A 19,510-nucleotide genomic window follows, 5' to 3' on the forward strand; every position below is an offset into this window, starting at 1 on the left:
AGTCAGGTACCTAGGCTGAGGGACTCACGTGGCAGAGGCGGAGCGCACCATCGACACCCCGGACTCCCCGGACCCGTCCGGGACGGCGCCGGCCCCCGACGGCGGGCACGGCGAGCGGCACACGGACGTCCCGGACGCCTCCGGCGCCGCCACCGCCGATGACGCCGCCACCGCCGAGGGCGCGGACGGCGCCGAGGGCACGGCGTCCCGGGGCAAGCGGCGGATCGCGATGCTGTTCTCGGTGGCCGCGTTCGCCTTCGCGCTCGACCTGATCAGCAAGCTGGTCGTGGTGGCCAAGCTGGAGCACCACCCGCCGATCGACGTGATCGGGGAGTGGCTGCGCTTCGAGGCGATCCGCAACCCCGGTGCCGCCTTCGGCTTCGGCGAGGCGTTCACGGTGATCTTCACGGTGATCGCCGCCTCGGTGATCGTGGTGATCGCCCGGCTCGCCCGCAAGCTGTACAGCCTGCCCTGGGCCATCGCGCTCGGGCTGCTGCTCGGCGGCGCGCTCGGCAACCTGACCGACCGGATCTTCCGCTCGCCGGGTGTTTTCCGGGGCGCGGTCGTGGACTTCATCGCCCCCAAGGGCTTCGCCGTCTTCAACCTCGCGGACTCCGCGATCGTGTGCGGCGGCATCCTGATCGTGCTGCTGTCCTTCCGGGGCCTCGACCCGGACGGCACGGTCCACAAGGACTGACCGGCCCCGGGGACCGGACGGGCCGCGAGGGACGGGCCGCGCGACCCGGGCGGCCCGGGCTCCGGACGGCGGGGCCGCCCGCGTCCTGCATACTCGACGGGTGAGCGCGATTCCCGAGATCCGAACCCTGCCCGTGCCGGACGGCCTGGAGGGCGAGCGCGTCGACGCCGCCATCTCCCGGATGTTCGGTTTCTCCCGGACGAAGGCGGCCGAGCTGGCCGCGGCGGGCAAGGTGCTGGTCGACGGCGCCGAGGTCGGCAAGTCGGAGCGGGTGCACGGCGGTGCCTGGCTGGAGGTCGAGATGCCGCTGCCGCCCGCCCCGGTCCAGATCGTCGCCGAGCCCGTCGAGGGCATGGAGATCGTCCACGACGACGACGACATCGTGGTGATCGTCAAGCCGGTCGGCGTGGCCGCGCACCCCAGCCCCGGCTGGAACGGCCCCACCGTCATCGGGGGACTGGCCGCCGCCGGGTACCGGATCTCGACCTCCGGCGCCGCCGAGCGCCAGGGCATCGTGCACCGGCTGGACGTGGGCACCTCCGGGCTGATGGTGGTCGCCAAGTCCGAGTACGCGTACAGCTCGCTCAAGCAGCAGTTCCGCGAGCGGACCGTCGACAAGCGCTACCACACCCTGGTCCAGGGCCACCCGGACCCGATGAGCGGCACCATCGACGCGCCGGTCGGACGGCACCCCCAGCACGACTACAAGTGGGCGGTCGTGGCGGAGGGCAAGCCCTCGGTGACCCACTACGACCTGCTGGAGGCGTTCCGCGCGGCCTCGCTGCTGGACGTGAAGCTGGAGACCGGGCGCACCCACCAGATCCGGGTGCACATGTCCGCGCACCGCCACCCCTGCGTCGGGGACCTCACCTACGGGGCCGACCCCACGCTGGCCAAGCGGCTGGGGCTGACCCGGCAGTGGCTGCACGCCGTGCGCCTCGGCTTCGAGCACCCCGGCGAGGAGCGCTGGGTCGAGTTCGAGAGCTCCTACCCCGACGACCTCCAGCGGGCGCTGGACCGGGTGCGCGCCGAATCCTCCTGACGGGGTGCCCCGCCGGTCACCGGTGACGCGTGCGTCGTGCCGGCCCACGCACGGCGATGACGCGATGACGCGGCGCCCGTCGTGACCCCGTGGCCACCGGCCCGGCGGCCACCGCGACCGTGATCGCCCCGCGCCGTGCCGCGGGGACCGGCTCCGCGCCGGTGGGGCGACACCCCGGGTCGGCTACGGCGACCCGGGGCGCCGACGGTGCAGGCTGGCGGGGTGAACCAGTTGGCGCTGCTGTTCCTGCTGCTGCTCGGTGCCGTGGTCAGCGTTCCGCTCGGGGACCGGCTGGGGCTGCCCGCGCCGGTGCTGATGACGCTCGGGGGCCTCGCCCTCGCCCTGGTGCCCTTCGTCCCGGCGGTCGACTTCCCGCCCGAGCTGATCCTCCCCCTGGTGCTGCCCCCGCTGCTGTACGCGGCGGTGCAGCGCACCTCCTGGCGGCAGTTCACGGCGAACCTGCGGCCCATCCTGCTGCTGGCGGTCGCCCTCGTCTTCGTGACGACGGCCGCCGTCGCGTTCGTCGCCGACGCGGTCGTCCCGGGGCTGCCGCTCGCCGCCGCCCTCGCCCTCGGCGCGCTGGTGGCGCCCCCCGACCCGGTCGCCGCCACGGCCGTCGCCGGACAGCTCGGACTGCCCCGGCGGCTGGTCTCCATCCTGGAGGGCGAGGGGCTGTTCAACGACGTCACCGCGATCGTCCTCTACCACGTGGCGGTCGCCGCGGCGGTCAGCGGGAGCTTCTCCCTGCCCAGGGCCGCCGTGGAGCTGGTGCTCTCCGCCGTGGTCGCGATCGCCGTGGGCCTCGCGATCGGCTGGACCGCCAACCGGCTGATGGGGTACCTCGGCGACGCCACGCTCCAGATCGGCCTCACCCTCCTCGTCCCGTTCGCGTCCTATCTGCTGGCGGAGGAGCTGAAGGGCTCGGGGGTGCTGGCGGTCCTCGTCACCGCGCTGTTCCTCGCCGAGTACGCGCTGGGCGCGGACGACGTCACCGCGCGGCTGGCGGGCACCACCTTCTGGGAGATCGTGGACACCCTCGTCACCGGGGTCGCCTTCGGCCTGATCGGGCTGGAGCTGCACCAGGCGGTCGGGACCGCCCAGGGCCGCTGGGGCGAGCTGCTCGGCTGGACCGCCGCCGTCGCCGCCGCGGTCGTCCTGGTCCGGCTGCTGTGGCTGCTCCCGGCCACCTGGCTGACCAAACGGCTGCACGCCCGGCGGGACGTGGACGAGGAGATCCCCACCAGCTGGCGCGAGACCCTCGTCATGTGGTGGGCCGGGATGCGCGGGGTCGCCTCGGTGGCCCTCGCCCTCGCGCTGCCGCTGCGCACGGAGGACGGGGACCCGTTCCCGGCCCGTGACGAGATCGTCTTCATCGCCTTCGGGGTCATCCTGTTCACCCTCGTCGTCCAGGGACTGACCCTGCCGTGGCTGGTCCGCACCCTCGGGGTGGAGGCCGACGCCGGGGCGGAGGCCGCCTTCGAGCGGCGGCTCGCCGTCCGTGCCGCCAAGGCCGCCCGACGGCGGCTGAGGGAGATCGAGGAGGTCGAGGACCTCCCCGGCGACCTGGTCGACCAGCTGTCGCACCGGGCGATCGAGATCGGCGCCCGGATCAGCCCCGACCCGGCCGACGAGGAACGGCGCGAGGCGCACGCCCAGCGCGTGGAGCGGCTGCGGCGGCTGCGGCACATCCAGGGGGAGATGCTGTCCGCCGCCCGGCACGAGGTGCTGGCCGCCCGTGGCGAACCGGGTGCCGATCCGGAGGTCGTCGACCGGGTGCTGCGCCATCTCGACGTGCGCAGTCTGCGCTGAGCGGGGCGGGCGGTGCTCCCGGCCGGGCGCCGGAGCGGGCGGCCCGGTCACGCGTCCGCGTCCGCGTTCGTTCGGTCGGCCGTCCGGTCCGGTCGTAGGTCCGTGTCAGGTCGGCCGTCCGGTCCGGTCGTGCGTTCGGGCCGGGCCTGTTGCCCCGGTGCCTCCGGCCCGTCCGCCCTCGCCCCCGTCCCGTCCGCTGTGTCGCCTCCCTCCCGTCCGCATCCGGTCGGTGAGCCGGTCGGGAAGCCGCCCGGAGGCCGTTGTCAGACCCGGCTGTCAGGATGACCGGATGAACATCATGCTCTTCCACTCGATGTACGGTCTCCGGCCCGCCGTGCGGGAGGCCGCCGACCGGCTGCGCGCCGCCGGGCACCACGTCTGGACGCCGGACCTGTTCGACGGCCGCGCCTTCGATACCGAGGAGGAGGCGCTGGCCCACCGGGACGAGGCCGGCCAGGACGAGCTGCTGAAGCGGGCGGTCCTGGCCGCCGCCCCGTACTCGGACCGTGGACTCGTCTACCTGGGCCTCTCCCTGGGGGCGTACTACGCGCAGAGCCTCGCCCTGGGCGACGAGCGGGCCCGGGGCGCGGTGCTGCTGCACTCGATGTCGGAGGTGCCGGAGGCGGCACGGCTGGACGGGCTGCCGGTGCGGCTGCACCTCGCCGACCCGGACCCCTACGAGCCGGAGGAGTGGGTCGACTCCTGGTACCTGCGGATGCGCGCGGCCGGTGCGGACGTCGAGGTGCACCGCTACCGGGGCGCCGGGCACCTCTACACCGACCCCGGGCTGCCGGACCACGACGCGGAGGCCGCCGAACTGACCTGGCGCTCGGTCCTCGGGTTCCTGGAGTCGCTCGATGCCGATGCCGATGCCGACTCTGGCAGCGCGGGCTCGGGTGCCGAGGGCTGACGCGGGCGCCGCTGGGGCGTGAAGGCGGTCGCCGGGTAGACGGAGCGTGCGGGCGTGCGGGCGTGCGGTGGGTGCGGCGGCCCGGACGCGCGAACGCACGGGCGTGCGGCGGCAGGGGCGGCGGCCCGGACGGCGGGTGCGCGGTCGGTGCGAGCGGGCCGGGGGAGGTCCGGGCCGCCGCGTACCGGGCGGTCTCCGATCCTCCGACCACTTGATCGCGGCTTTCCCCGGCGCTCGCTATTCAATTTTGACTAGACTGTCGGCATGACCGAGACGACCACGCCGATCCTGCCCTGCCGGACCCTCCCGCCGGTCCTCGACTTCTACACCGCCCTCGGCTTCGAGGTGGTCTTCGAACAGCGGAGCCCCAACCCGTACGCGGTGGTCCGGCGCGGCGGCGTGGAACTCCACTTCTTCGGGATGAAGCGCTACGAGCCGACCGAGTCGTACAGCACCTGCGCCGTCCGCACCGATGACGTCGACGGACTGCACACGGCGTTCCGCGCCGGGCTCAAGGCGGCGTACGGGAAGGTGCCGACCCGGGGACTGCCCCGGATCGGGCCGGTGGCCGACACCTCCCACGGGGTGCGGCAGTTCCTGATGACGGACCCGGGCGGCAACTGTCTGCGCGTCGGCCAGTTGATCAGTGGGGACCAGGCCCACCGGGCCGCCCCACGCGAGACCTTCGCCCGCGCCCTGCACCACGCGGCCCTGCTCGCGGACTCCAAGGAGGACCCGCTGGGAGCCGCGCGGATCCTGGACCGGGCGCTGGCGCTGGAGGACGAGCGCCCCACCCCGCCCCAGCTGGTGCGGCTGCTCGTGCTGCGCGCCGACGTCGCCGGGCGGCTCGGCGACGAGGAGACCGCGGCGGCCGCCCGTGCCGGGGCCGTCGCCGTCCCCCTCACCGACGGGGAGCGGGAGGCGGTGCGGGACGACCTGGAACGGCTGCGTCAACTGCCGGGGTGACGCCGGGCGGTGGTGAAGGCGCCCGGCCCCGGCGCGCGGTGGTGTCCGCGCGCCGGGGCCGGGGGAAGCCGGGAAACGGCGGAGCCGTCAGCCCTTCAGCGCGGCGTCGAGCGCCTTGTTGTACTCCTCCACCGTCGAGGGTGCGGCGTCCGAGCCCTCGGCGGTGACCTTCTCGCCGTCCATGACCAGCGAGGGGGTACCGGTGACGCCGTCCTCGTTGTCCGTGAAGGACTGCGACATCTCCAGTGCCCAGCGGTCGTAGGTCCCGTCCTCGACGGCCTTGCGGAACTTCTCGTTGCCCTTCAGGGCCTCGACCGAGTCGGCCACCTTGATCAGGTAGGAGTCCTTGGCGAACTCGTCCTTCGACTCCTCGGGGTGGAACTCGGCGGAGTACAGCTTCTCCTTGTACTCCGCGAACGCCTCGGGGCTCACGTTCAGGGCGGCGCCCAGCGCGCTCATCGCGTTGCGGGAGCCCTCGCCCCCGGCCATCTTGTCGATGAAGGTGCCGCCGATGAACTGGACCTTGTACTTGCCGTCCTCGACGTCCTTCGCGATCGTCGAGCCGAGCGTCTGCTCGAAACCGGCGCAGGCGGGGCAGCGCGGGTCCTCGTACAGCTTCAGGGTCTTCTTCGCCGAGTCCTTGCCGACGACGACGGTGGTGCCGTTCTCACCGCTGGTGTTGGCGGGCTTGACCAGCTTGTCCTTGGCCGCCTGATCCCAGTACTCGGGCTTGTTGGACTCCATGATCAGGTAACCGGCGCCCGCCGCGACCGCGAGGACGGCGACGATCGAGACGGCCACGACGCCCTGCCGCTTCGCCTTCTCCTTCTTCGCCTGCTTCTCGCGCTCGATCCGCAGCCGCTCGCGCGCCGCCGTCTTGGCCGCCTGGCTGTTCCGCTTGCTCATGGGGGAATCTCCGTGTGGTGACGTGCCTCCGCGCGTGGCGGAGCACGGGTGGAAGGTGTGGGGGTGCCGGATCGCCCGGCGGTCGTACGGGCCCGGCCGTCATCGACCCCGCGCGGGGGCGACGGCTCAGACGGTGGCGAGGGAGCGGGGCGGTCCCCGGCGGGCCACCGGGTGCGCCCACATCGGCCGTCGGACGACGGTGCGCGTCCGGGGGAACGCGGGCGGCGCCGGGACGGTGGCGGGGCTGCGGCCGACGACCGCCGCGACGGCGGTCAGCAGCGGCCGGAGGGCTCCGAGGGCCGCCGCGCGCAGCAGCCGGGCCAGGGCGGCCTCGCCGCGCCACAGCCACAGGGAGGCCAGCAGACCGACGCCCAGGTGCCCGGCGAGCAGCAGCCAGGGGGCGCCGGGGCCGGACTGGGCGAGCAGTTCCGCGGCGGGGCCCCGGTCACCCGAGGCCACCACCGCCAAGGGGGTGCCCACCTCGGGCCCCCCGCACAGCACGCCGAGGCCCATCGAACGCAGCGGCCCGGTGATGGGACCGCCCGCCGGGCCGTAGCAGGTGTGCTGCCCCACGGTGAACACGGTGTCGGCGGCCAGTTCCAGCGGCACCAGCAGCGCCGCGATGGGGGCGAAGCCGCGCTCCCCGCGCCCGGTGAGGGCGAAGGCGAGCGCGAAGACGGCGAGCGTGACGGCCACGGTCGTGGTGAAGGGCAGCGGCACCCCGGACAGCAGCACGTGCGACGCGGTCGACAGCGTCACGGCCAGGGCCGTGAACAGTGCCGCGCGCACGGCTCTGAGCGGGGTACCGGATATGTCCATCGTCCAGGAGTCTCCCATGGGCCGGGGTAAGCGAGCGCTAAAGGATGCCTGTGGGCCGCCGGGGCCCGGCGCGGTGGCTACAGACCGGGTATCCGGCCGTTGCGGAACAGGTCGACGAACGTCTGGTGGTCCCGTCGGGCCCGGGCCCCGTAGTGGTGCGCGAAGTCCACCAGCAGTTCCCCGAAGCCGTCCTCGTCGGCGGCGATGGCGGCGTCGATCGCCCGTTCCGTGGAGAACGGCACCAGCTCCGAGTGCCCGCTCTCGTCGTCGGCCGCCGCGTGCATGGTGGCGGTGGCCCGGCCCAGGTCCGCGACGACGGCGGTGATCTCCGCCGGGTCGTCGATGTCGGACCAGTCGAGGTCCACCGCGTACGGGGACACCTCCGCGACGAGCTGTCCGGCGCCGTCCAGCTCGGTCCAGCCCAGCCAGGGGTCGGCGTGCGCCTGGAGGGCGCGCTGGGAGATCACCGTGCGGTGGCCCTCGTGGTGCCAGTACTCCCGGATCGCCCGGTCGGTGAGGTGCCGCGACACGGCCGGGGTCTGCGCCTGCTTGAGGTAGATCACGACGTCGTTCTCCAGGGCGTCGCTGTTCCCCTCCAGGAGGATGTTGTACGAGGGGAGTCCGGCCGAGCCGATGCCCACGCCCCGGCGGCCCACCACGTCCTTGACCCGGTAGGAGTCGGGCCGGGTCAGCGAGGACTCGGGGAGCGTCTCCAGATAGCCGTCGAAGGCGGCGAGGACCTTGTAGCGGGTGGCCGCGTCCAGTTCGACCGCGCCGCCGCCCGGGGCGAAGCGCCGCTCGAAGTCGCGGATCTCCGTCATCGAGTCGAGCAGCCCGAACCGGGTGCGCGACCGGGCCGCGCGCAGCGCGCCCAGCAGCGGGCCCTCGGCGGTGTCCAGGTCGAACGGCGGCACCTCCTCGCCCGGGGTCCCGGCCGCCAGGACGCGGATCCGCTCGCGGTAGGCCGCCGCGTAGGCCCGCACCAGGTCGGAGATCTGTCCGTCGCCGAGGGCCTTCGCGTACCCGATCAGCGCCACCGAGGCGGCGAAGCGCTTGAGGTCCCAGGTGAAGGGCCCGACGTACGCCTCGTCGAAGTCGTTGACGTTGAACAGCAGACGGCCCTGGGAGTCCATGTAGGTGCCGAAGTTCTCGGCGTGCAGATCGCCGTGGATCCACACCCGGGAGGTCCGCTCGTCCAGGTAGGGGCCCCGGGCGGGCACGGCGCCCTCGGCGGCGAGGTCGTGGTAGAAGAGGCAGGCCGTGCCCCGGTAGAAGGCGAACGCGGAGGCGGCCATCTTGCGGAACTTCACCCGGAACGCCGCCGGGTCGGCGGCCAGCAGCTCTCCGAAGGCCGCGTCGAAGACGGTGAGGATCTCCTCGCCGCGTCCGGTGCCGTGCCCGGGGCCGTCTCCGGTGCCGTGCCCGCCGTGACGCCCGTCGCCGGGTGCGGAGGCCGTCGGGGACGGCGCGTCGGGCGCGCCGGGAGCGTCCGCCGCGTCGGGACGGGCGGACGGTGCCGGGGGGACCGGTGAAGCGGACGGTGCCGACATGTGAGGGTGCCTCCTGCTGAGGTGCTGCGGTGCTGCCGTACGTGGTGCCGTGGTGCCCGCGGTGATCCGGGGCGGCCGGGCGGTCGGGGCGCCGCGTCGGACGTCGTCGCCGCGCCGCCACGCGGTGCCCGTCCCGTTCAACGCGCGGGGTCCCCGTCGAGTGCCCGCACATCCGTTCGTCCGGTTCCGTCCCGTTCCGGCGGGGGCGGTTCCCGGCCGTCGGCGAGGGGGGTCCCGCGCCTCGGGTGACCCGGGGCTGTCGGTCCGGAGACGTAGACTTCCACGCTGTCCCCCCAGACCGTCGCCGACCGTTTCCGCTGGAGGCCGCACCGTGTCGAAACCGCCGTTCACGCACCTGCACGTCCACACCCAGTACTCGCTGCTGGACGGTGCCGCGCGGTTGAAGGACATGTTCAACGCGTGCGGCGAGATGGGCATGACGCACATCGCGATGACGGACCACGGCAACCTCCACGGGGCGTACGACTTCTTCCACCAGGCGACGAAGGCGGGCATCACCCCGATCATCGGCATCGAGGCGTACGTCGCCCCGGAGTCCCGGCGCAACAAGCGCAAGATCCAGTGGGGCCAGCCGCACCAGAAGCGGGACGACGTGTCCGGTTCGGGTGGTTACACCCACAAGACGATCTGGGCGTCGAACGCGACGGGGCTGCACAACCTCTTCCGGCTCTCCTCGGACGCGTACGCGGAGGGCTGGCTCCAGAAGTGGCCCCGGATGGACCGGGAGACCATCGCGCGGTGGTCGGAGGGGCTGATCGCGTCCACCGGGTGTCCCTCGGGGGAGCTCCAGACGCGGCTGCGGCTCGGCCAGTTCGACGAGGCGCTCAAGGCCGCCTCCGACTACCAGGACATCTTCGGCAAGGACCGGTACTTCCTGGAGCTGATGGACCACGGCATCGAGATCGAGCGCCGGGTGCGGGACGGGCTGCTGGAGATCGGCAAGAAGCTCGGCATCCCCCCGATCGTCACCAACGACTCGCACTACACCTACGCCTCGGAGTCGGTGGCGCACGACGCGCTGCTGTGCATCCAGACCGGCAAGAACCTCTCCGACCCGGACCGGTTCCGGTTCGACGGCACCGGCTACTACCTGAAGTCCACGGACGAGATGTACGCCATCGACTCCTCGGACGCCTGGCAGGAGGGGTGCCGCAACACCCTGCTGGTCGCGGAGCAGGTCGACACCGAGGGGATGTTCGGCAAGCGGGACCTGATGCCGAAGTTCGACATCCCCGAGGGGTACACCGAGGTCTCCTGGTTCCGCGAGGAGACCATGGCCGGGATGCGCCGCCGCTTCCCGGACGGCATCCCGGACGACCGCATCAAGCAGGTCGAGTACGAGATGGACACCATCATCTCGATGGGCTTCCCGGGCTACTTCCTGGTGGTCGCCGACTTCATCATGTGGGCGAAGAACCAGGGCATCGCGGTGGGCCCGGGCCGTGGCTCGGCGGCCGGTTCGATCGTCGCCTACGCCATGGGCATCACCGACCTCGACCCGATCCCGCACGGTCTGATCTTCGAGCGCTTCCTGAACCCCGAGCGCGTCTCCATGCCCGACGTCGACATCGACTTCGACGAGCGCCGGCGCGTCGAGGTCATCCGGTACGTGACGGAGAAGTACGGCGCCGACAAGGTCGCCATGATCGGCACCTACGGCACCATCAAGGCCAAGAACGCCATCAAGGACTCCGCGCGCGTCCTCGGCTACCCGTACGCCATGGGCGACCGCCTCACCAAGGCGATGCCCGCCGACGTCCTCGGCAAGGGCATCCCGCTCTCCGGCATCCTGGACTCCTCCCACCCGCGTTACTCGGAGGCGGGCGAGATCCGGGGGATGTACGAGAACGAGCCGGACGTCAAGAAGGTCATCGACACCGCGCGCGGCGTGGAGGGCCTGGTGCGGCAGATGGGCGTGCACGCCGCGGGCGTGATCATGTCCAGCGAGACGATCACCGACCACGTCCCGGTCTGGGTCCGGCACACCGACGGCGTGACCATCACGCAGTGGGACTACCCGAGCTGCGAGTCGCTCGGCCTGCTGAAGATGGACTTCCTCGGGCTGCGCAACCTCACCATCATGGACGACGCCGTCAAGATGGTGAAGGCCAACAAGGACGTCGACATCGACCTCCTGAGCCTGCCGCTGGACGACCCCAAGACCTTCGAACTCCTCCAGCGCGGTGACACCCTCGGCGTCTTCCAGTTCGACGGCGGCCCCATGCGCTCGCTGCTGCGGCTGATGAAGCCCGACAACTTCGAAGACATCTCCGCCGTGTCGGCCCTGTACCGGCCGGGCCCGATGGGCATGAACTCGCACACCAACTACGCGCTGCGCAAGAACAAGCAGCAGGAGATCACCCCGATCCACCCGGAGCTGGAAGAGCCCCTGAGGGAGGTCCTGGACGTCACCTACGGCCTGATCGTCTACCAGGAGCAGGTGCAGAAGGCCGCCCAGATCATCGCCGGGTACTCGCTCGGCGAGGCCGACATCCTCCGCCGGGTGATGGGCAAGAAGAAGCCCGAGGAACTGGCGAAGAACTTCGCGATCTTCCAGGCGGGCGCCCGGAAGAACGAGTACAGCGACGAGGCGATCCAGGCGCTGTGGGACGTGCTGGTGCCGTTCGCCGGGTACGCCTTCAACAAGGCCCACTCCGCCGCGTACGGACTGGTCTCGTACTGGACCGCGTACCTCAAGGCGAACTACCCCGCCGAGTACATGGCGGGACTGCTCACCTCGGTCAAGGACGACAAGGACAAGTCGGCGGTCTACCTCAACGAGTGCCGCCGCATGGGCATCAAGGTGCTGCCGCCCAACGTCAACGAGTCGATGGCGAACTTCGCCGCCCAGGGCGACGACGTGATCCTCTTCGGGCTCTCCGCGGTGCGCAACGTCGGCACCAACGTCGTGGACTCGATCATCCGGGGCCGCAAGGCCAAGGGACGGTACGCCTCCTTCCCGGACTACCTGGACAAGGTCGAGGCCGTCGTCTGCAACAAGCGCACCACCGAGTCGCTGATCAAGGCGGGCGCCTTCGACACCATGGGCCACACCCGCAAGGGCCTCACCGCCCAGTACGAGCCCATGATCGACAACGTCGTCCAGGTGAAGCGCAAGGAGGCCGAGGGGCAGTTCGACCTCTTCGGCGGGATGGGCGACGAGGGCGCCGACGAACCGGGCTTCGGCCTCGACGTGGAGTTCTCCCCCGACGAGTGGGAGAAGACGTACCTGCTGGCCCAGGAGCGCGAGATGCTCGGGCTGTACGTCTCCGACCACCCGCTGTTCGGCATCGAGCACGTCCTGTCGGACAAGGCGGACGCCTCGATCTCCCAGCTCACCGGGGGCGAGCACGCGGACGGCGCGGTCGTCACCATCGGCGGCATCATCTCCGGCCTCCAGCGCAAGATGACCAAGCAGGGCAACGCCTGGGCCATCGCCACCGTCGAGGACCTGGCCGGGTCCATCGAGTGCATGTTCTTCCCCGCCACCTACCAGCTGGTGTCCACCCAGCTGGTCGAGGACGCGGTGGTCTTCGTCAAGGGGCGGCTCGACAAGCGGGAGGACGTGCCCCGGCTGGTCGCGATGGAGCTCCAGGTCCCCGACCTCACCCACGCGGGCGCCGACGCCCCCGTGGTGATCACCATCCCGGCGGTCAAGGTCACCCCGCCGATGGTCAGCCGCCTCGGCGAGATCCTCGGCCACCACAAGGGCAACAGCGAGGTGCGGATCCGGCTGGAGGGCCCCCGCAAGACCACCGTGCTGCGGCTGGACCGGCATCGGGTCCAGCCCGACCCGGCGCTCTTCGGCGATCTGAAGGTCCTGCTCGGCCCGTCCTGTCTGGCGGGCTGACCGTCCGCCCCGCCATCCGGGGCGCACAGTGGTGAAGAGGGGCGCGCCCGAACGGGCGCGCCCCTCTTCCGTCGTGACCGCCCGCCGGGCCGTGGGAACGGCGCACCGGCCGGGCCGCGGGGTGGATCAGTTGTGGCCGAAGCGCTTCTGACGCCCCTTGCGCGCCACGTCCCCGGGGGTGACCTGGGTCTGACGCTGCTCCGCCTGGGACTCGATGGAGGACCGCTGGGCGTCCTGGGTGCCCCGCTCGGCGGCCGAGGAGCGGTTCTGCTGGCCGCCGTGCTTGCGGTTCTTGTTCTTGGCCATGGTGATCTGCCTCCTGTAGGGGGATCTGGGGGCCAGAGCCGGGACCAGACTCACACAAGAGGACAAGTAGTGCATGTCGGAGATTTACCCCGGGTGACGGGGGGAACGGAACCGCCACGGGTGAATCCGCCACGCCGATGATCGAGTTCGGGCCGCCCGGCCCCCGCCGTTCGGGCAGACTCGAAGCACGCCCGGGGAAACCCCGACGCGGGCCCGCGTCCCCGGCGGGGACACGGCCCCGGGAAGGTCCGTGGTCCTGAGCGGACGGCCTTCAGGACATCCCGTCGCACGCCGCGGGGACAGTTCAGGAAAGAGGGTGGGTCGCGTGGAACGCTGTGTCGTCCTGGTCGACGCCGGATACCTGCTGGGAGCCGCCGCGAGTCTCCTCGCCGGAGAGCCGTCGCGCTCCCGCATCACCGTCGACCACACCGCCCTGATCCAGGGGCTGCGCGAACGCGCCGAGCGGGACACCGAACGCCCGCTGCTGCGCATCTACTGGTTCGACGGCGCCCCCGACCGCGTCCCCCAGCCCGAACACCGCAGACTCCGGGTGATGTCCCGGGTCACCGTCCGCCTCGGCGCTCTGACCCGCAGCGACGGCCGCTGGGCGCAGAAGGGCGTGGACGCGGCCATGCACGCCGAGCTGACCGAACTCGCCCGCAACCGGGCCTGCTCGGACATCGTCCTGGTCACCGGCGACGGCGATCTGCTGCCCGGGATGATGGCCGCCAAGGAACACGGGGTCGCCGTCCACCTCTGGGCCGTCCAGGCCGCCGACGGCGACTACAACCAGTCGGAGGACCTGGTCGCCGAGGCCGACGAGCGCAGCGTCCTCGACCGGAGCTGGATCACCCGTGCCGTCCGCGCCCGGGACACGGCCGGGGCGTGCGCCCCGCAGCCCGCGCCCCGCCCCGAGATCGCCGCGATCCTCTCCGCCCCGCTCCCCGACCCCGCCCTCGCCCCGGCCCCGCCGACCGGCCGCGCCCCCGCCCCCGGTCCCGCCGCCCCTGCGCACCCCGCCGCCCACGAGGGCCCCGCCCGTCACGAGGCCCCCGCCCCCGAGCGGGGCAGCAAGGTGCCCACTCCCAAGGACCTGGCCGCGCTCCGCGCCCCGGCCGCCGCCGCCCCGGTCACCCCCGCCCAGCCCCCCGGCGCCACCCTGCGCTGGTCCTCCGACAAGGGCTGGGTGGACCGTCCCGGCCCCGCCGAACCCCCCGAGATCGCCGCCCTGCCCACCCTCGCCCAGCTCACCAGCGCCGAACAGCGCTGGGCGGACCGCGAGGAGGACATCACCACCGTCGGCGGCGACCCCTACGAGGTCGGCCAGGTCTTCGCCCGCCGCTGGACGGGACGGCTGCCCGAACCCGCCGTCCTCTCCCGGCTCTCCGCCCTCTACCCCCGGGTCCCGCACCGCATCGACGGGGAACTGCTGCGCTACGCCGCCCGCTTCGGTCTGCTGGCCCACAAGGACGACCAGATCGACGAGAACGACCGGTACGCGATCCGCGCCGGATTCTGGCGCGAGGTGGACCCCCGCATCACCGCGCACGCCCCCGCCGGGGAGTGACCGGCCGCCTTCCCGGGTGCCGGGCCGTCCCCTGCCGGTGGGCGAACCGTCACCCGCCGGGAAGAGGTCCGGCACCCCGGCGGCGAACGGTCGGCTTCCCGGCGGGAGCGGTCCGTCCCCGCCTGGGAACGGTCCGGCGCCCCGCTGGTGAACGGTCCGTCCTCGCCGGGAAGTGACCGGGTGTCCCGCCGGGGGAGGCCCGTCCCCACGTGCACGGACCCGTCACCCCGGGCGGGGACCGGCCCGTCACCCCAGGCGGGGACCGGTCCGTCACCCCGGTGGGGACTCTCCGCCGCCCCGCCAGGAAGTGATCCGCCACCCCGGCGAGGAGTGATCCATTCCCTGCCGGAGCGCGCTCCGGCATCCCTCGTGTGGTGGCCGGGTGCCCGGCCGGGGGAGGTCCGTCCCCACGTGCACCGGGCCGTCACTCCGGGCGGACCCGGTCCGTCACCCTGGTGGGGACCGGCCCGCCGCCCCGGCGGGAAGTGATCCGCCACTCCGGTGGGGAGTGATCCACTCCCTTGCCGGAGCACGGTCCGGCCTCCGTCGCGTGGTGGCCGTTGCCCCGGCGGGAGAGGTTCGTCCGCCACGTGCGCCGATCCGTCACCCCTCTGCGGGGGCGGTCCGTCACCCCGGGCGGGGACCGGCCCGCTGCCCCGGCGGGAGTGATCCGCCCCCTGCCGGGACGCGGCTGGCCTCCGTCGCGCGGTGACCGCCGCCCCCGTCCCGGCGGGGGCGGCGACCCGCCCCCCGGCGGCTTGCGCCACCCCGGAGGCACACCGGCGCCCCCGCACCCCGTAGGCTCCCTCTTCGTGAGTACGCGCCCCGCACCCCCGGAACCTCTCGGCGACGTGGTGTGCGCGGTGCGCGACCTGGTGAAGACCTACCCGGCCACCCGGGGCCGCCGCGGCGCCCCCGCCACCCCCGAGGTCCGGGCCACCGACGGGGTCCGCCTCGACGTCCGGCGCGGTGAGATCTTCGGACTGCTCGGCCCCAACGGCGCGGGCAAGTCCACCCTCGTCCGGCAGCTCACCGGACTGATGCGCCCCGACTCCGGCGGCATCGAGATCCTCGGCCACGACATCGTCCGTCACCCCGAACGGGCCGCCCGCATCCTCGCCTACCTCGGCCAGGAGTCCAGCGCCCTCGACGAGCTGACCGTCTCCCTCGCCGCCGAGACCACCGCCCGGCTGCGCGGCCTCGACGTCCGCGCAGCCCGCGCCGAACGCGACGCCGTCCTCGACGAACTGGGACTCACCCCGCTCGCCGCCCGCCCCCTCGCCCGGCTCTCCGGCGGCCAGCGACGGCTCGCCTGCGTCGCCGCCGCCCTCGTCGGCGAACGGCCCCTGCTGGTGCTGGACGAGCCCACCACCGCCATGGACCCCCTCGCCCGGCGCGCGGTGTGGGCCGCGGTGGACCGGCGCCGCGCCGAACACGGCACCACCGTGCTGCTCGTCACCCACAACGTCATCGAGGCCGAGACCGTCCTGGACCGGGTCGCCGTCCTCGACCGGGGCCGGGTCATCGCCTGCGACACCCCGACCGGGCTCAAGGAGCGGCTCGCCGGGGAGGTCCGGGTGGAACTGGTCTGGCGGGAGCGCGCCCCCCTCGACATCCCCGAGGTGACCGCCCTGCGCCCGCTCGCCACCGAGTCCGGCCGCCGCTGGGTGCTGCGGCTCGCCCCCGACGAGGCCCGGGCGGCGGTCGCCGCCGTCACCGGCGGCGCGGCCTTCGCCGCCCTGGACGACTTCACCCTGGCCACCCCCAGCCTGGAGGACGTCTACCTGGCCCTCGGCGGCACCGACAGCGGTGCGACGGGCCTGGTGAAGGCGTGACCCACCGACCACCCACGGACGCCGCTCAGCACGCGGTCAGGAACAGGAGCCTCACCCCGTGACCGTCGTACCCGCCGAGGCACTGTCCCGTCGCACCGGAGCCGCCCGCCCCGCGAGCCGCCCCGCGCCCGCCGGGCTGGCGCCCCGCGCCCGGCTGCTGCCCGCGCTCGCCGCCGTGTACCGGGCCCAGCTCTCCCGGGCCCGGGTCGCCCGCATCCCGCTGCTGTTCGTCGCCACCTTCCAGTCCGTCGGGATCATGGTCCTGATGCGCGGGGTGGTGGACGGCGGCGAGGAGGCGCGGGCCGTGGTCGCCGGGTCCAGCGTCCTCGTGGTGGCGTTCGTCGCGCTCAACCTGCTCGCCCAGTACTTCGGGCGGCTGCGGGCGGACGGCGGCCTCGACCACTACGCGACGCTGCCCGTCCCGCCCGCCGCGGTGGTCCTCGGGGCCGCCGCCGCGTACGCCTCCTTCACGGTGCCGGGCACCCTGCTGACCGCCGCCGTCGGCTGCGTCCTGTTCCAGCTGCCCTTCACCCACCTGTGGGTGCTGCTCGCGGTGATCCCGCTCGCCGGGGCCGCCCTCGCCGGGCTGGGCGCCGCCCTCGGGCTGCTCGCGCCCCGGCCCGAACTCGCCACCCTCCTCGGCCAGCTCGGCATGTCGGCGGCGCTGCTCCTCGGGGTGCTGCCGCCCGAACGACTGCCCACGGTGGTCCAGTACGGACGGGACCTGCTGCCCTCCACCTACGGGGTGGAGGCGTTCGCGCGGACCTTCGCGCCCCACCCCGACTGGGGGGTCGTCGGACTCCACCTGGCCGTCTGCGCCGGGGTCGGCGTGGTCTCGCTGGCCGTGGCGACCTGGGCGTACCGGCGGGCCGCCGTCCGGTGACGCGGGCCGGGCGACGGGCTGGCACGATGTCAGGGTGACCGCACCCCTGACGCCACCACCCCATGACCAGCCGCCCGCCCAGGGGGGCTGGGGCGACCCGCCCTCCGGACCGCCCGCCGGGGAGCCCGGCGACGGATCGGGGCAGGGCACCGGTCCCGGACTGGCGGCCGAACTCCGCGAGGCCGCCGTGATCACGGTCGCGGTCGCCGCCGCGGGTCTGCTGCTGGGGACGCTGTGGCTGTGGCTGGCACCCCGGGTCCCGCTGGTCTCGGACGCCGACGCGGTCTACCTCAAGGACACCGAGGGCGAACAGGCCATCGGCATCGACGGAACGTTCACCCTGCTCGCCGTGGGGTTCGGCGTGCTGAGCGCGCTGGTGGTCTTCCTGCTGCGCCGCCGGGGCGGGGTCCCGCAGGTCGTGGCGCTCGCCCTCGGCGGTCTGCTCGGCGCGCTGCTGGCGTGGCGGCTCGGGGTGTGGCTGGGCCCGTCCGAGGACGTGGTGGCGCACGCCAAGGAGGTCGGCAAGGGCGTCACCTTCGACGCGCCCCTGAAGCTGGAGGCCCGTGGGGTGCTGCTGGCGTGGCCCGTCGCCGCGCTCCTGGCGCACCTCTGTCTGACCGCCCTGTTCGGCCCCCGGGACCCGGACCCGTACGAGGAGCTCCACCGGGGCGGCCCCGGCCACTGGGCGCCCGCTCCCGGCCCCGCCGACCCGGCCCGCGACCCGTACGCGCCCCCGCCCGGCGACGGGAACCCGTACCCGCGCCCCTCCGGCAGCGGCGATCCGTACACGCCCCCGTCCGGCGACGGCGACCCGTCCCCGTCCCACGGCGGCGACCCGTACCCGCGCCCCTCCGGCGACGGGAACCCGTACGCCCCGCCGTCCGGGGACGTCCGCCCGCCGCACCCGCCGGGGGACGGGAACCCCTACGCGCCCCCGCCCGGGGACGGACGTCCGCACGGGTCCGGAGCCGACGGGCACCGCTAGCGGGAGTCCCCCGGCGGTTCCCGCTGACGGCGGCTCCCCGGGCGGCGCGTACCGGCCGCCGGGGGGGCTCAGCCGCGTCCGACGGGCGCCAGCACCGCCCGGGTCAGCGCCGCCAGGTCGGCGGGGGCCAGTTCGACCTCCAGGCCGCGGCGTCCGGCCGACACGCAGATCGTGGGGTGCTCCCCGGCCGAGGAGTCCAGCACGGTGCGCAGCCGCTTGCGCTGTCCGAGGGGGGAGATCCCGCCCCGGACGTATCCGGTCACCCGCTCCGCCGCCGCCGGGTCGGCCATCGTCGCCCGCTTGCCGCCGACCGCCGCCGCCAGGGCCTTCAGATCGAGGCTTCCCGCGACCGGGACCACCGCGACCGTCAGCTCGCCGTCCACCTCGGCGACCAGGGTCTTGAACACCCGGTCCGGGGAGACGCCCATCGCCTCGGCGGCCTCCTCCCCGTACGAGGGGTGGGCCGGGTCATGGGTGTAGGAGTGGACGGTGAACGCCGTGCCCGCCGCCGTCAGGGCCACGGTCGCGGGCGTCCCGCCGCTCTGCTGCTTCTGCTTCTTCGCCATCGGGCCGCTTCCGTTCCTCGGTGCCGGGCGCTCGGCCGCCCGGTCGTGCGGTGGTGTCAGTTCAGGCTGGTGGGCGCGCGGGTGAGGTCCGTGGCGGGCACCGACGGCAGATTACGCAGGATCGCGGTCTCGCTGCGCAGCAGCCGCAGCTCCTCCCGCAGCCGGGACGCGGTGTCGGGGGCCTGGAGCAGCCGCTGCTTGGCCGGGATGTCGAGCATCATCGCGGCGGCGACCAGGTAGGAGACCACGGAGGGCTCGTCGGGCAGGTCCCCGTTGGTGGACAGGGACCGCTCGCGGGCCCCGGCGAGCCGCTTCTGATAGGCCCGGAAGGCCCGCAGCACGCCCTCGGCGAGGGCGCCCGCCCCGTCGCCGGGCTCCTCGGCCAGCTCCTCCACCTCGGCCGTCAGATAGGGGCCGGAGGCGTCCACGGAGCGCAGCCGCACCCGGGTGGTGCCGGTGGCGATGACCTCGAAACCGCCGTCGGGGCGCTCCCGCAGGGTCGCCGCGTCGGCGACGCACCCCGTGCCGTGGAACGCCGCGAGCGGGTCCGGTCCGAAGCCCGCGGCGGGGCCGCGCTCCGGGAGGGCGGTCGGATCGGGCAGCCCCGGCGCGCTGGGCGCGACCTCGTGGCCGTCCCGGATCGCGACGATCACGAAACGGCGGGGTTCGTCGTCGGGGGTCTTCAGCAGATCGCGCATCAGGGCGCGATAGCGCTCCTCGAAGACGTTCAGGGGGACGACGAGCCCCGGGAACAGGACCGAGTTGAGCGGGAACAGCGGCAGCCGGACGGTGGTCACG

The 19,510-nt window shown here is 73.7% G+C and carries 15 protein-coding genes and 1 pseudogene; 10 read left to right on the forward strand and 6 right to left on the reverse strand.

What is annotated here, in order from left to right:
* Nucleotides 1-28: 28 nt before the first annotated feature.
* The 5 genes from lspA to ACVWNX_RS26565 all read left to right on the forward strand — a co-directional run bounded on the left by lspA (nucleotide 29) and on the right by ACVWNX_RS26565 (nucleotide 5,424).
* Nucleotides 29-697, forward strand: a complete 669-nt coding sequence (gene lspA, locus ACVWNX_RS26545; protein ID WP_454410576.1) for a signal peptidase II — start codon at nucleotides 29-31, stop codon at nucleotides 695-697.
* Nucleotides 698-797: 100 nt separating this feature from the next.
* Entirely contained in the window at nucleotides 798-1,739 is a 942-nt protein-coding gene (locus ACVWNX_RS26550) for an RluA family pseudouridine synthase (protein WP_454410578.1), read from the forward strand.
* 222 nt (nucleotides 1,740-1,961) lie between these two features.
* The gene (locus tag ACVWNX_RS26555; protein WP_454410579.1) at nucleotides 1,962-3,548 is read left to right on the forward strand and encodes a Na+/H+ antiporter; all 1,587 of its coding nucleotides are present in this window, start codon (nucleotides 1,962-1,964) and stop codon (nucleotides 3,546-3,548) included.
* 289 nt (nucleotides 3,549-3,837) lie between these two features.
* Nucleotides 3,838-4,458, forward strand: a complete 621-nt coding sequence (locus ACVWNX_RS26560; RefSeq protein ID WP_454410581.1) for a dienelactone hydrolase family protein — start codon at nucleotides 3,838-3,840, stop codon at nucleotides 4,456-4,458.
* Between the two features lie 264 nt (nucleotides 4,459-4,722).
* Nucleotides 4,723-5,424, forward strand: a complete 702-nt coding sequence (locus ACVWNX_RS26565; RefSeq protein WP_454410582.1) for a bleomycin resistance protein — start codon at nucleotides 4,723-4,725, stop codon at nucleotides 5,422-5,424.
* Nucleotides 5,425-5,511: 87 nt separating this feature from the next.
* On the opposite strand, the gene ACVWNX_RS26570 is transcribed toward ACVWNX_RS26565, so the two are convergent.
* The 3 genes from ACVWNX_RS26570 to ACVWNX_RS26580 form a co-directional block, all read right to left on the reverse strand.
* Entirely contained in the window at nucleotides 5,512-6,330 is an 819-nt protein-coding gene (locus ACVWNX_RS26570) for a thioredoxin domain-containing protein (protein WP_454410584.1), read from the reverse strand.
* Nucleotides 6,331-6,456: 126 nt separating this feature from the next.
* Nucleotides 6,457-7,149 (reverse strand): hypothetical protein, encoded by a 693-nt coding sequence (locus ACVWNX_RS26575; RefSeq protein WP_454410585.1) that lies wholly within the window; start codon nucleotides 7,147-7,149, stop codon nucleotides 6,457-6,459.
* A gap of 77 nt (nucleotides 7,150-7,226) precedes the next feature.
* Nucleotides 7,227-8,699 (reverse strand): DUF2252 domain-containing protein, encoded by a 1,473-nt coding sequence (locus tag ACVWNX_RS26580; protein ID WP_454410586.1) that lies wholly within the window; start codon nucleotides 8,697-8,699, stop codon nucleotides 7,227-7,229.
* A 331-nt stretch (nucleotides 8,700-9,030) separates the two neighbouring features.
* Between ACVWNX_RS26580 and dnaE the strand changes: the two genes are divergently transcribed.
* A complete protein-coding gene (dnaE, locus tag ACVWNX_RS26585; RefSeq protein WP_454410588.1) occupies nucleotides 9,031-12,570 on the forward strand; it encodes a DNA polymerase III subunit alpha in 3,540 nt (1,179 codons plus the stop codon).
* 126 nt (nucleotides 12,571-12,696) lie between these two features.
* Here dnaE and ACVWNX_RS26590 read toward each other — a convergent pair whose 3' ends face one another.
* On the reverse strand, nucleotides 12,697-12,876 hold the full coding sequence (locus ACVWNX_RS26590) for a hypothetical protein (protein WP_454410590.1): 180 nt from the start codon (nucleotides 12,874-12,876) through the stop codon (nucleotides 12,697-12,699).
* A gap of 325 nt (nucleotides 12,877-13,201) precedes the next feature.
* Here ACVWNX_RS26590 and ACVWNX_RS26595 point away from each other — a divergent pair, with 325 nt between their 5' ends.
* From ACVWNX_RS26595 to ACVWNX_RS26610, 4 genes and pseudogenes are all read left to right on the forward strand, one after another.
* On the forward strand, nucleotides 13,202-14,443 hold the full coding sequence (locus tag ACVWNX_RS26595) for an NYN domain-containing protein (RefSeq protein ID WP_454410592.1): 1,242 nt from the start codon (nucleotides 13,202-13,204) through the stop codon (nucleotides 14,441-14,443).
* A gap of 854 nt (nucleotides 14,444-15,297) precedes the next feature.
* Nucleotides 15,298-16,278 (forward strand): ABC transporter ATP-binding protein, encoded by a 981-nt coding sequence (locus ACVWNX_RS26600; protein ID WP_454414947.1) that lies wholly within the window; start codon nucleotides 15,298-15,300, stop codon nucleotides 16,276-16,278.
* 58 nt (nucleotides 16,279-16,336) lie between these two features.
* Nucleotides 16,337-17,161 carry an ABC transporter permease gene (locus ACVWNX_RS26605; RefSeq protein WP_454410594.1) on the forward strand — a complete coding sequence of 275 codons (825 nt, stop codon included), beginning with the start codon at nucleotides 16,337-16,339 and terminating at the stop codon, nucleotides 17,159-17,161.
* Nucleotides 17,162-17,195: 34 nt separating this feature from the next.
* A pseudogene (locus ACVWNX_RS26610) lies at nucleotides 17,196-17,813 on the forward strand (hypothetical protein); the annotation flags it as partial.
* A 401-nt stretch (nucleotides 17,814-18,214) separates the two neighbouring features.
* On the opposite strand, the gene ybaK reads toward ACVWNX_RS26610, so the two are convergent.
* Nucleotides 18,215-18,712: a Cys-tRNA(Pro) deacylase gene (ybaK, locus tag ACVWNX_RS26615; protein WP_454410596.1), complete on the reverse strand. Its 498-nt coding sequence runs from the start codon at nucleotides 18,710-18,712 to the stop codon at nucleotides 18,215-18,217.
* A 56-nt stretch (nucleotides 18,713-18,768) separates the two neighbouring features.
* The gene (locus ACVWNX_RS26620; RefSeq protein ID WP_454410597.1) at nucleotides 18,769-19,509 is read right to left on the reverse strand and encodes an LON peptidase substrate-binding domain-containing protein; all 741 of its coding nucleotides are present in this window, start codon (nucleotides 19,507-19,509) and stop codon (nucleotides 18,769-18,771) included.
* Between the last annotated feature and the right edge of the window lies 1 nt (nucleotide 19,510).

The organism is Streptomyces sp. JNUCC 64, assembly GCF_054484115.1.